General features: G+C 70.3%; 12 protein-coding genes and 1 tRNA gene. 11 read left to right on the top strand and 2 right to left on the bottom strand.

What is annotated here, in order from left to right; translation table 11 throughout:
• The first annotated feature begins 9 nt into the window (after positions 1 to 9).
• From ASE14_RS19640 to ASE14_RS19600, 9 genes are all read left to right on the top strand, one after another.
• Entirely contained in the window at positions 10 to 948 is a 939-nt protein-coding gene (locus tag ASE14_RS19640; RefSeq protein WP_056659072.1) for a TatD family hydrolase, read from the top strand.
• The gene (rsmA, locus tag ASE14_RS19635) at positions 945 to 1817 is read left to right on the top strand and encodes a 16S rRNA (adenine(1518)-N(6)/adenine(1519)-N(6))-dimethyltransferase RsmA (RefSeq protein ID WP_082601084.1); all 873 of its coding nucleotides are present in this window, start codon (positions 945 to 947) and stop codon (positions 1815 to 1817) included. The genes ASE14_RS19640 and rsmA overlap by 4 nt, the downstream gene beginning before the upstream one ends.
• A gap of 21 nt (positions 1818 to 1838) precedes the next feature.
• Positions 1839 to 2411, top strand: a complete 573-nt coding sequence (locus ASE14_RS19630) for a hypothetical protein (RefSeq protein ID WP_157373097.1) — start codon at positions 1839 to 1841, stop codon at positions 2409 to 2411.
• 9 nt (positions 2412 to 2420) lie between these two features.
• Positions 2421 to 3353 carry a 4-(cytidine 5'-diphospho)-2-C-methyl-D-erythritol kinase gene (locus tag ASE14_RS19625; protein ID WP_056659066.1) on the top strand — a complete coding sequence of 311 codons (933 nt, stop codon included), beginning with the start codon at positions 2421 to 2423 and terminating at the stop codon, positions 3351 to 3353.
• Positions 3354 to 3402: 49 nt separating this feature from the next.
• Positions 3403 to 5262 (top strand): ABC-F family ATP-binding cassette domain-containing protein, encoded by a 1860-nt coding sequence (locus ASE14_RS19620; protein WP_056659063.1) that lies wholly within the window; start codon positions 3403 to 3405, stop codon positions 5260 to 5262.
• Positions 5263 to 5446: 184 nt separating this feature from the next.
• Complete coding sequence (locus ASE14_RS19615) at positions 5447 to 6337, top strand: MetQ/NlpA family ABC transporter substrate-binding protein (RefSeq protein ID WP_056659061.1); 891 nt, start codon at positions 5447 to 5449, stop codon at positions 6335 to 6337.
• Positions 6338 to 6437: 100 nt separating this feature from the next.
• A complete protein-coding gene (locus tag ASE14_RS19610) occupies positions 6438 to 7466 on the top strand; it encodes a methionine ABC transporter ATP-binding protein (protein WP_056659412.1) in 1029 nt (342 codons plus the stop codon).
• Complete coding sequence (locus tag ASE14_RS19605; RefSeq protein WP_056659058.1) at positions 7466 to 8125, top strand: methionine ABC transporter permease; 660 nt, start codon at positions 7466 to 7468, stop codon at positions 8123 to 8125. Before ASE14_RS19610 ends, ASE14_RS19605 begins: the two co-directional genes overlap by 1 nt.
• A gap of 40 nt (positions 8126 to 8165) precedes the next feature.
• Positions 8166 to 8384 carry a hypothetical protein gene (locus ASE14_RS19600; protein WP_056659055.1) on the top strand — a complete coding sequence of 73 codons (219 nt, stop codon included), beginning with the start codon at positions 8166 to 8168 and terminating at the stop codon, positions 8382 to 8384.
• A gap of 35 nt (positions 8385 to 8419) precedes the next feature.
• On the opposite strand, the gene ASE14_RS19595 is transcribed toward ASE14_RS19600, so the two are convergent.
• Positions 8420 to 9943, bottom strand: a complete 1524-nt coding sequence (locus ASE14_RS19595; protein ID WP_056659051.1) for an HNH endonuclease signature motif containing protein — start codon at positions 9941 to 9943, stop codon at positions 8420 to 8422.
• A 104-nt stretch (positions 9944 to 10047) separates the two neighbouring features.
• Positions 10048 to 10539 (bottom strand): MarR family winged helix-turn-helix transcriptional regulator, encoded by a 492-nt coding sequence (locus tag ASE14_RS19590; protein ID WP_056659048.1) that lies wholly within the window; start codon positions 10537 to 10539, stop codon positions 10048 to 10050.
• A gap of 132 nt (positions 10540 to 10671) precedes the next feature.
• On the opposite strand from ASE14_RS19590, the gene ASE14_RS19585 reads away from it, so the two are divergent.
• Together ASE14_RS19585 and glmU are read left to right on the top strand one after the other, a co-directional pair.
• Positions 10672 to 10743, top strand: a tRNA-Gln gene (locus ASE14_RS19585).
• A gap of 54 nt (positions 10744 to 10797) precedes the next feature.
• A complete protein-coding gene (glmU, locus tag ASE14_RS19580) occupies positions 10798 to 12240 on the top strand; it encodes a bifunctional UDP-N-acetylglucosamine diphosphorylase/glucosamine-1-phosphate N-acetyltransferase GlmU (protein WP_056659045.1) in 1443 nt (480 codons plus the stop codon).
• Positions 12241 to 12277: the final 37 nt, after the last annotated feature.

Here is a 12277-nt window from a genome sequence, read left to right as displayed (position 1 = left end):
ACCGGCCGCGTGAGCGACCCCGCGCCTGCACACCTCCGCACCCGCTCCGACGGCGGTCGCGCCGTCGAGTACCCGCCGGCACCCGAGCCGCTGCCCGTGGCCGTCTACGACAACCACACGCACCTCGAGATCGCCGACGGCGCGCTGCCCATCGACGTGCACGAGCACCTCGAGCGCGCGGCATCCGTCGGCATCGCCGGAGCCGTGCAGGTCGGCACCGACGTCGCGACGAGCCGCTGGTCGGCCGAGGTCGCCGCACGCGAGCCGCGGCTCCTGGCCGCGGTCGCGCTGCACCCGAACGAGGCGCCGGAGCTCGACGCCGCCGGAACGCTCGACGACGCCCTCGCCGTGATCGACGAGCTCGCGGGCCGCCCGCGGGTGCGCGCGATCGGCGAGACCGGCCTCGACTTCTACCGCACCGGCGAAGACGGTCGCGGCGCGCAGTTCCGATCGTTCGAGGCGCACATCGCCATCGCGAAGCGGCACGGACTCGCCCTCCAGATCCACGACCGCGACGCCCATGACGACGTCGTGGCGACGCTCCGCCGGGTCGGCGCGCCCGAACGCACGGTCTTCCACTGCTTCTCGGGTGGCGAGGAGCTCGCCCGGCTCGCCGCCGACGAGGGCTGGTACCTCTCGTTCGCCGGCAACGTCACGTTCAAGAACGCGGAGAACCTCCGCGAGGCGCTGCGCGTCGCCCCGCGCGACCGCATCCTCGTCGAGACGGATGCCCCGTACCTCACGCCCGTGCCGCTCCGCGGCCGCCCGAACGCGCCGTATCTCGTGCCGCACACGGTGCGATTCATGGCCGAGGTGCTGGGCGCCGAGCTCGACGAATTCTGCGAACAGCTCGCGGCGAACACCGTGCAGGTGTACGGCTCATGGCAAGATGAGCCCGTGACGGGGGCAGCGGAGCGCCGAGACCGCGAGAGCGGGGCGGAAGCGTGAACGCGCATCGGCATGCGGCCGAGGGCGCCGAGACCGCGCCGCGCCTGCTCGGACCCGCCGAGATCCGCGATCTCGCACAGCTGCTCGACGTCACGCCGACGAAGAAGCTCGGCCAGAACTTCGTGCACGACGCGAACACCGTACGCCGTATCGTGCAGACCGCCGGCGTGCAGTCGGGCGAGACGGTGCTCGAGATCGGACCGGGGCTCGGCTCGCTCACGCTCGGGCTGCTCGAGGCCGGGGCGTCCGTCGTCGCCGTCGAGATCGACAAACGCCTCGCCGCCCAGCTGCCGCACACGGCCGCGATCATGCAGCCCGGCACGTCGCTGACGGTCGTCACCGAAGACGCGATGCGCGTCACCGAGCTGCCCGGCGACCCGGTGCGCCTCGTCGCGAACCTGCCCTACAACATCTCGGTGCCGGTGCTGCTGCACCTGCTCGAGCACTTCGACTCGCTGCAGTCGGGCATCGTCATGGTGCAGGCCGAGGTCGGCTACCGACTCGCCGCGGAGCCCGGGTCGAAGGTCTACGGCGCTCCGAGCGTCAAGGCCGCATGGTACGGCCACTGGCGCACCGCCGGCCAGGTCTCTCGCATGGTCTTCTGGCCGGTGCCGAACGTCGATTCGGTGCTCGTCGGGTTCGAGCGAGCGGATGCCCCGGGCTCCGAGGCCGAACGCGTCGCGACGTTCGCCCTGGTCGACGCCGCATTCCAGCAGCGCCGCAAGATGCTGCGCCAGTCGCTCTCGACGGTGCTCGGTGGCGGTTCGGGGCACGCGACCACCGTGCTCGAGGCCGCAGGGGTCGACCCGCAGGCGCGCGGCGAGCAACTCACCGTCGCCGACTTCCTCCGCATCGCCCGCGCGGTCTGATCACGCGCTAGCGTGGGTGCCGTGGGGACGCAGGGCATGGGGAGCCGAGGCGTCGGCGGCAACGCCGACGGCATCGGCGACGACGCGGTCGTCAGCGCGACCGGACGGACGCGCGACGAGTGGTTCGCGCTGCTCGACGCGGCCGGCGCCGCCGAGTGGAAGCACCAGGCGATCGCGAACTGGCTCGCACGAGACCAGGGCGTCGACCCGTGGTGGGCGCAGGGCGTCACCGTCGGGTACGAGCAGGCACGAGGCATCCGCTCGCCCGGCCAGCGCCAGGACGGCACGTTCGAGGTGAGCGTCACGCGCACGATCGCGGGCGACGTCGAACCGGCGCTCCGCGCCCTCGCCGCCGTGGTGACCGCACGGACCGGTGTCGAGCCGCTCGCCCTGAACCTCTCGGCGAAGTATCCGACGGCGCGGTTCCCGCTCGACGGCGGCGAGTTCGTGCTCGCCTCGGCGTCCGCGCGCGGCGCGGGCAAGACGTCGATCGGCCTCACGCGCGGGCGCATGCCGACGGGCGACGACCTCGCCGAGGCGAAGCAGACGCTCCGAGGCTGGCTCGACGCCGTGACCATCGAGTCGGTCGGTTAGCGTGGAGCCATGACGATCGCGGCGACCGACGAGGCAGTGCACGTTCGGGCACCCGGCAAGATCAACCTCTTCATGCGCGTCGGCGAGGTGCAGGCCGACGGGTATCACGACGTCGCCACCGCCTACCAGGCGGTATCGCTCTACGAAGACGTGCGCGCCTGGCCCGACGACGAGTTCAGCGTCTCGTTCGGCGGCAGCGTCGACACCTCGGGGCTGCCGACCGATCGCTCGAACCTCGCCATCAAGGCCGCGAAGCTGCTCGCCCGCACCGCGGGCGTGCCGGGCGGCGTGCACCTCGAGATCGACAAGCACGTGCCGATCGCGGGCGGCATGGGCGGCGGATCCGCGGATGCGGCGGCCACCCTGGTGGCCTGCGATGCGCTCTGGGGCACCGCACTCTCGAAGGAGGAGCTGCACACGCTCGCGGCCAAGCTCGGCGCCGACGTGCCGTTCGCGCTCTCCGGCGGCACGGCGATCGGCACCGGTCGCGGAGACCAGCTCAGCCCGGCGCTCGCGACGGGGTCGTTCCACTGGGTGCTCGCGGTGGCGGAGTTCGGGCTGTCGACGCCCGCCGTCTACCAGGAGCTCGACCGCCAGCGGGAGTCGCGGCTCGCCCTCGTGCCCGACGGCTCGGCGCCGGTCGTCGACACGGCGGTGCTGCAGGCGCTGCGCGCCGGCGACTCCCGGCGGCTTGCCGAGTCGCTGCACAACGACCTGCAGGCGGCGGCGCTCAGCCTCGCGCCGGGTCTCGGCGGCATCCTCGACCTCGGCGGGGCGCATGGCGCGCTCGCGGGGCTCGTCTCCGGTTCGGGGCCGACGGTCGCCTTCCTCGTCGACGACACCGATTCGGCGCTCGAACTGCAGGTCGCCCTCTCTGCGGCCCGCCTGCACGCCGTGCACGTGCACGGCCCGGTGCACGGGGCTCGGATCATCTCGGGCTGAGCAACCGCACGATCTCGGGCGGGGCAACTGCAAGTAGGCTCGTGAGGACATGGCACATCTTCTGGGCGCCGAGCGCCTGCACCTCGAGTTCCCGACGCGCGTCGTCTTCGACGAGGTCACCCTCGGCATCGACGAGGGCGACCGCATCGGCGTCGTCGGCCGCAACGGCGACGGCAAGTCCACCCTCCTGAAGCTCCTCGACGGGCGACTCTCCGCCGACGGCGGTCGGGTCACGCACCGCCGCGGCATCCGCATCGGCACGCTCGACCAGTCCGACGTCGTCGACCCGGGCAAGACGGTGGCCGAGTTCGTCGTCGGCGGCATCGAGGAGCACGTCTGGGCGGGCGACGCGAAGGTGCGCGACGTCATCGCCGGTCTCCTCGGCGACGTGCCGTGGCACGGGCAGATCGCGAGCCTCTCCGGCGGCCAGCGCCGCCGCGTCGGCCTCGCGGCGCTCCTCGTCGGCGACTGGGACGTCGTCTTCCTCGACGAGCCCACGAACCACCTCGACGTCGAGGGCATCGCCTGGCTCGCCGGGCACCTGAAGCGCCGTTGGCCGGCCGACTCCGGCGCGCTCGTCGTCGTGACCCACGACCGCTGGTTCCTCGACGAGGTCTGCACCGCCACGTGGGAGGTGCACGACGGCATCGTCGAACCCTTCGAGGGCGGCTACGCGGCCTACGTGCTGCAGCGCGTCGAGCGCGACCGCTCCGCAGCGGCATCCGAGGCGAAGCGCCAGAACCTCATGCGCAAGGAGCTCGCGTGGCTGCGCCGCGGCGCCCCGGCGCGCACCTCGAAGCCGAAGTTCCGCATCGACGCGGCGAACGAGCTCATCGCGAACGAGCCGCCCATCCGCAACAAGGTCGAGCTCGACCGGCTCGCGGTCTCGCGGCTCGGCAAGGACGTCGTCGACCTCATCGACGTGTCGGTCGCCTATCCCGCTCGCGAGGACGACCCGATGACCGACCCCGTGACCGGCGCCCCGGCCACGCGCACGGTGCTCCACGACGTGGAGTGGCGCATCGCGCCCGGTGAGCGCACCGGCATCCTCGGTGTCAACGGCGCCGGCAAGTCGACGCTGCTCGGACTCGTGACCGGCGCCGTCGAACCGACGAGCGGCCGCGTCAAGCGCGGCAAGACCGTGCGCATCGCCACGCTCAGCCAGGAGCTGAACGAGCTCACCGAGTGGGCCGAGCAGCGCGTCTCCGCGGTCGTCGCCGAGCAGCGATCGAGCTACCAGGTCGGCGACAAGGAGATGACGCCCGGCCAGCTCCTCGAGCGACTCGGCTTCACGACCGCGCAGCTGTCGACCCCGGTCAAGAACCTGTCGGGCGGCCAGAAGCGACGCCTGCAGCTGCTGCTCATCCTGCTGCAGGAGCCGAACGTGCTCATCCTCGACGAGCCGACCAACGACCTCGACACCGACATGCTCGCCGCCATCGAGGACCTCCTCGACTCGTGGCCGGGCACGCTGCTCGTCGTCTCGCACGACCGGTACCTCATCGAGCGCGTCACCGACCGGCAGTTCGCGATCCTCGACGGGCACCTGCGAGACCTGCCGCGCGGCGTCGAGCAGTACCTCGAGCTGCGCAGGGCCACGGATGCCGCGGCGCTCGCCGCGCCGACGGCCGCCGCGTCCGCTGCGGCATCCGAGACGAAGCAGGCCGGCGGGCCGGTCCCGCTCGCGGGCGCCGACAAGCGCAACGCCGAGAAGGAGCTCGCCTCGATCGACCGCAAGCTCGAGAAGCTGTCGGCACAGATCGCCGTGCAGCACGAGAAGCTCGCGGTGCACGATCAGGGCGATTACGTCGGCCTGGGCGCACTCGGCGACACGCTGCGCGAGCTCGAGACATCCGTCGCCGACCTGGAAACCCGCTGGCTCGAAGTTTCTGAGTCGCTGGAGGCTTGACGCCGCAGAAGCTGTGACGCAGTGTGACCATGTCGTCAAGCGGGCAAAGAATCTTCGCCTAGCGTTGGTGATGCACCCGCGATCGCGGCATCGAAGCCCCCACCGTCAACCACTGTGGCGGAGCCATGCCTGCTCCACGCCAACAGCACCCGATCGCGTGCACCACAGCGAAAGGGAACTCACCATGTCACGTCAGCTCAAGCTCATCGCCGCACTCGCCGCAGTGCCCCTCGTCCTCGGGCTCGCCTCATGCGCCGCACCGGCCGCGGGCGAGGCGACGAGCGAGGTCATCAAGATCGGCGTCGTCGGCAAGGGCGACGCGCAGTGGACCGCCTTCGAAGAGGCTGCTGCCGACGAGGGCATCGAGATCGAACTCGTCGACTTCTCCGACTACGCCCAGCCGAACCCCGCGACGACCGAGGGCGAGCTCGACCTGAACCAGTTCCAGCACATCGTCTACCTCGCCGACTACAACGTGTCGGCGGGCGAGGACCTCGCGCCCATCGGCTCGACCGCGATCTACCCGCTCGGCCTCTACTCGACCAAGTACGGCTCGGTGAAGGAGATCCCCGCGGGCGAGACGGTCGCCGTGCCGAACGACGCGTCCAACCAGGCCCGCGCGCTGCTCGTGCTGCAGTCGGCCGGCCTCATCGAACTCAAGAGCGGCGGCACGATCTTCTCCGACCTCGCCGACATCGACGAGTCGGCATCGAAGGTCACGGTCACCGCACTCGAGGCATCGCTCACGCCGACCTCGCTGCCCGACCTCGCCGCGGCCGTCATCAACAACGACTACGTCGCCGACGCCGGACTCAGCTTCGAGGACGCGATCGCCCAGGACGACCCGACCGACCCGAATGCACTGCCCTACGTCAACATCTTCGCGACCCGTGCCGAAGACAAGGACAACGCGACCTACAAGAAGCTCGTCGAGATCTTCCAGACCGACCCCGAGGTGCAGGCCGGCCTCCTCGAGGCGTCCGGAGGCACCGGCGTCTCGGTGCAGACCTCCGTCGCCGACCTCGAGAAGTCGCTCACCAAGGTCGAAGCCGACACCAAGGCCTTCAACGGCTGATCGGCCGAGTCCCGACTCAGTCGATCGACCACCCGCCGACGGGCGGCGAGCACCGACGCCGGTGTTCGCCGCCCCGTTCGGCGTTGCAGAGGAGAACACCATGGCGCTCGTCGCCCTGCGCAACGTCACCAAGACGTACCCCGCACCCGAGAAGGGGGCGCCGCCCGTCGTCGCGATCGACGGCGTGAGCCTCGAGATCGAACCCGGCGATGTCTACGGCATCATCGGCTACTCGGGTGCCGGCAAGTCCACGCTCGTGCGGCTCGTGAACGCGCTCGAACCCGCGACCTCGGGCTCGATCGAGGTCGACGGCCGCGAGATCACGACCATGCCCGAACGCGAGCTCCGCGGCATCCGCCTCGGCATCGGCATGATCTTCCAGCAGTTCAACCTCTTCAACTCGAAGACTGTCTGGGCGAACATCGCCTACCCGCTGACGGTCGCCGGGGCCTCGAAGGGCGAGATCGCGTCGCGCGTCGCCGAGCTGCTCGAGTTCGTCGGCCTCGCGGGCAAGGCGAAGAACTACCCCGACCAGCTCTCGGGCGGGCAGAAGCAGCGCGTCGGCATCGCCCGTGCACTCGCGACCTCGCCGCGGCTGCTGCTCGCCGACGAGGCGACGAGCGCCCTCGACCCCGAGACGACGCAGGAGGTGCTCGCGCTGCTGAAGCGCGTGAACCGCGAGTTCGGGGTCACCATCATCGTCATCACGCACGAGATGGACGTCATCCAGTCGATCGCGACGAAGGTCGCGGTCATGGACGGCGGCCGCGTGATCGAGCACGGCGACGTCTTCGACGTGTTCTCCAACCCGCAGAACCCGTCGTCGCAGCGCTTCGTCGGCACGGTCGTGAAGGGCATCCCCTCGCCCGCGGAGCTCGCCGTGCTGCAGGAGCGCCACGAGGGCCGCATCGTCACGATCTCCTTCCGCGACGGCGACGCCTCTCAGGCCGCGGTCTTCGTCGCGCTCGCGACCGCCGGCGTCGAGTTCGAGCTCGTCTACGGCGGCATCAACGACATCCAGGGCCGTGCCTTCGGTCATCTGACCCTCGCGATCAGGGGAGAGGATGCCACGGTCGACACGGTGCTCGCCGAGATATCCTCCCGCGTCGACGTGACGGAGGTGTCGTGATGGATCGCCTCTTCGAACTCGGTTCCGAGTTCTGGGTCGCCGCGGCCGAGACGCTCTACATGGTGGCGGCCACGCTCGTCATCGGCGGGTTCTTCGGGCTCCTGCTCGGTGTGGTGCTCTACTCCACCCGTCCCGGCAGTCTGCTGTCCAACCGTGCGGTCTTCAACATCGTGAACGTGGTCATCAACTTCTTCCGGCCGATCCCGTTCATCATCTTCATCGCCGCGGTGCAGCCGTTCGCCCGCTACGTGATCGGCACCGGAATCGGCAACGACGCACTCATCTTCTCGCTGTCGATCGCCTCGTCGTTCGCGATCGCGCGGATCGTCGAGCAGAACCTCGTCACGGTCTCGCCCGGCGTCGTCGAGGCGGCGAAGGCGATGGGCGCCGGGCCGCTGCGCATCCTCCGCACGGTCGTGATCCCCGAGGCGCTCGGTCCGCTCATCCTCGGCTACACCTTCGTGCTCGTGGCGATCGTCGACATGACGGCGATGGCGGGCTTCATCGGCGGCGGCGGCCTCGGAAACTTCGCGCTCGTCTACGGGTATCGGCAGTACGAGCCGGCCATCACGTGGGCGGCGCTGCTGATCATCGTGATCTTCGTGCAGAGCCTGCAGTTCCTCGGCAACTGGCTGGCCCGCAAGGTCATGCGGCGCTAGGCGACGAACGGTTTCTCGGCGCCCGCGTCGGTTCCCCGAGGTGCTCGCGAGTCGGCTCGCGATGATCGCCCGGGAGATCGACGCCGCCAAGCTCGTGTTCGTGTGGGAGCGCACTGGACCCGCCGCATCGACGCCGGCCGATCGCGCCTGGGCGCGTGCGCTCGGGGAGGCGTGTCGAACGGAAGGCATCGAGGTGCGCGCGCAGTTGATCCTCCACGACGACGGCGTTCGGTGGTTCGCCCCGGACGACTACGCGTAATCGGCAACCCGTCCCCTGGCCTGGCAGTGCCTGCATCAGAACGGAGGAGCGTTGGCGAAGCCCGGTTCGGCGTCCTGATTCGACATCGCGTGCGCCGGCTCGGTGTGATGTACGCGACCAGTGGGGGAGGTCCATTCGAGCACGGCGCCGGCAAGATGTCGCAACGACCATGATGTCTCGTGCTTGAGCTGATGGTGCAGCTGGCAGAGATGTGCCAGGTTGTCGAAGGCGGTGCGGCCGGCGTCGGCCCAATCGACGCTGTGGTCGAGATCGCTGAGACTGGCGCTGCGGTTGCAGCCCGGGAATCGGCACGTGCCGTCGCGCACCTGGAGCCAGCGCTTCAGATCGGCAGGCGGGCGGTAGCTCCTGCGATCGACATCGAGTACCGCTCCGGTCACTGGATCGGTGAGCAGCCGCACGAATGACGGCGCACCTGTCGCGAGGCGACGAGCGGTCTCGGAGTCGATGGGCCCATATCCGTCGAGAAGTCCGGGCTCATCCGACGAACCCATGAGCGTCAGCACGGGCACGGTGACGTGAACGCTCGGCCGCACGCGGCCGCAAGCTGCTGCGAACGCGGAATCGTCGCCGAGCCCGCCGTACAGCAGAAGATCTCGAAGGGCGTCGGCACGGGCCTGATCGTTCGTCAGCGCCACGACCCGCGCGGTGTCCACCACCTGGCCTCCGCCACGATGCCCGATGGTCGTGGGTGAGTCCGGCCCGCGGGGATGGTCGGGATCGAGTTGCCCGATGGTCATCGGGGCATCGGTGCGAACGGATCGGTCGGAACCGAGCTGCCCGCCATCGGCCGCAGACGTGGCATTCGCCGACCCGTCGGACTCGCGCGCCACTCGATCGAGGCGGTCTCTGATGAGCAACGCGTCGGCGGCCGGCAGGAAGGCGTGCAGCCAGGCCATACCGTCGGCGGCCGGCTCGATCTCGACGCGCCGCTTCGCGCGGGCCGCGCGGTGTCGCTCGGCGATCGATTGCGCCTGCAGCTTCTCGCGGAGCGAGCGTGCTCTACGGCGCACGGTGGCCGCCGTGTGCTCGGCCGCGAATCGCGAGAGCTGCTCGTCGAGGTCGGTCCGAACGCGCGGATCATCGTCGAGCCCGGCAACGGCTTCGACGATGACGCGCGCGTGATGCAGGCTGAGCGACCCGGACCGGAGCGCCGACAGCGTCGCGGGCAGTTGTGTCGACAGCGCCCACGCATCATCGATCTGGCGCTGCATCGTGCGCTCGGGCACGTGCAGCGCGGTCGCCAGTTCGGAGGTGACGCTGCGACGCGCCATCTCGCGCCGTCGGGAAGGGGAGAGTTTGGGGGACACGAACGCCTGCTCGGCGCGGAGCGCGAACGACACGGTCAAGAAGATCACGTCGACTCCCATTGCCGCATTCATCGCCTCGACCCGCTGGGCGTGCACCGCGGCCTCGACGAGCTGTTCCAGGCCGTCTTGCGCGATCGCATACGGTGACGAGTCGCTGACGGCGTTGCGTGGGTCGGCGCCGTCGCGCACCGAAACGCGGCGTGATCGGGCGTTCACGGGTGCGATCGGCATGAGTCGATCATACCGGGAATCGAACGTATGTTCGAGTGATGGAAGGAACTTCGCTCGATCTCGTGCGGCTGCCGAAGCATCCGAAGTGCTGCCGGCCTGCCTGCTCAGTCGAAGCCGAGGCTGAGCTTCCGAAGCAGCCCCGCGAGCCGCTTCTGCTCCGCGGCGGGCAGGCTACGGAGCAGCTCGGCCTCGGCGTCGACGAGGCGCGTGATCGCCGCGTCGACCCGGGTGAGGCCGGCGGCGCTCATCTCGACGAGGATGCCGCGGCCGTCGTTGGGGTCGGTCTGGCGCGTCACGAGGCCGCGCTCGACGAGCCGGTCGATGCGGTTGGTCATGGTGCCGCTCGAGACGAGGGTCTGCTGCAGCAGTTGCTTGGGGGAGAGCCGGTACGGTGCGCCCGCGCGACGGAGGGCCGAGAGCACGTCGAACTCCGACGACTCCAGCTCCGAACGGTCGAATGCCTGGCGCCGCGCACGGTCGAGGTGCTTCGCAAGGCGTGCGACGCGGGAGAGCACCTGCAACGGGGCGAAATCGAGGTCGGGGCGCTCGCGTTCCCAGTCGTCGACGATCCGGTCGACCTCGTCTGCATCGGTCATCCCGTCATTATCCCGCGACAGGGACGGCCCCTGCCGCAGATGTCGACGGATGCCGCGGGGCGCCTGCCGGCTCCAGGGCGACGGCCGGGGCATGGCAGACTGGTTGTCGCGCACGGGCTGGACCCCGAGCGATCCGCCATAGTGTAACGGCAGCACGGCAGCCTTTGGAGCTGTTCGGTCCAGGTTCGAATCCTGGTGGCGGAGCCGGAACGGCCGCCCGATGCCTCCCACAGACCGCACCGATAGGAATACGCGCGAATGACCGACCAGAACCTCGCCATCATCGTTCTCGCCGCGGGCCAGGGCACGCGCATGAAGTCCGCAGTGCCGAAGCTGCTGCACCCGCTCGCCGGCGCGCCGATCGTCGCGCACGTGCTCGCCACGGCGCGGGCGCTCGAGGCCGTGCACATCGTCGCGGTCGTGCGGCACGAACGCGACCTCGTGGCGACCGTGGTCGAGCGCGAGCTGCCTGGCACGATCATCGTCGACCAGGACGAGATCCCTGGCACCGGCCGAGCGGTCGAGCAGGCGCTCGCGGCGCTCCCGGCCGACTTCGACGGCGACGTGCTCGTGCTGAACGGCGACGTGCCGCTCCTGAACGCCGACACCCTCGCCGCCTTCCTCGAGCAGCACCGGGCGGATGCCGCAGAGGCATCCGTGCTCTCGGCCGTCTACGACGACCCCACCGGGTACGGCCGCGTCGTGCGCGACGCCGCGGGCCTCTTCGACCGCATCGTCGAGCAGAAGGACGCGAGCGCCGAGGAGCGCGCCATCGCCGAGATCAACGCGGGCATCTACGCCTTCGGCGCAGCGGCACTGCGCGACCAGCTCGCGAACCTCACGACCGACAACGCGCAGGGCGAGAAGTACCTCACCGACGTGATCGGCCTGCTCCGCGCCGCCGGCTCCGAGGTCGAGGCGGTGCCGGTGTCCGAGCCGTGGCTCGTCGCCGGCATCAACGACCGGGCGCAGCTCTCCGAGACCGCCGCCCGGCTGAACGCGCTCATCGTGCGCGGGTGGCAGCTGAACGGCGTCACGATCGAAGACCCCGCCACGACCTGGATCGACCTCGCCGTGCGCATCGAGCCCGACGTCACCGTCCGCCCCGGCACGCAGCTGAAGGGCGCGACGCTCATCGCCACCGGCGCGATCGTCGGCCCCGACACGACGCTCGTCGATTGCGAGATCGGCGAGAACGCCGAGGTGAAGCGCACCGACGCCACCCTCGCGGTCGTCGGCGCCGGGGCATCCGTCGGGCCCTTCTCGTTCCTGCGACCGGGCACGGTGCTCGGTGCCGACGGCAAGATCGGCGCGTTCGTCGAGACGAAGAACGCGAACATCGGCGAAGGCAGCAAGGTGCCCCACCTCAGCTACATCGGCGACGCCACGATCGGCGAGCATTCGAACGTCGGCGCCGGCTCGATCACCGCGAACTACGACGGGGTGAACAAGCACCGCACCGAGATCGGCTCGCACGTGCGAACCGGCTCGCACGGCGTCTTCGTCGCGCCCGTTAGGATTGGGGACGGCGTCTACACGGGTGCCGGCACGGTCGTCCGCAAGGACGTCCCCGCCGGAGCACTCGCCGTGAACGTGGCGCCGCAACGCAATATCGAGGGATGGGTCCAGGCGCATCGAGCCGGCACCGCGGCTGCTGAGGCAGCCGACGCCGCCGAGGCATCCGGCCCCGCCGCCGACTGACGCACCGGCCGAGGCGGGTGGAGAGGACACACCGAGA

Source organism: Agromyces sp. Root81 (genome assembly GCF_001429165.1).
Lineage (GTDB): Bacteria > Actinomycetota > Actinomycetes > Actinomycetales > Microbacteriaceae > Agromyces.
This window is presented reverse-complemented; position numbering and strand designations above follow the sequence as displayed.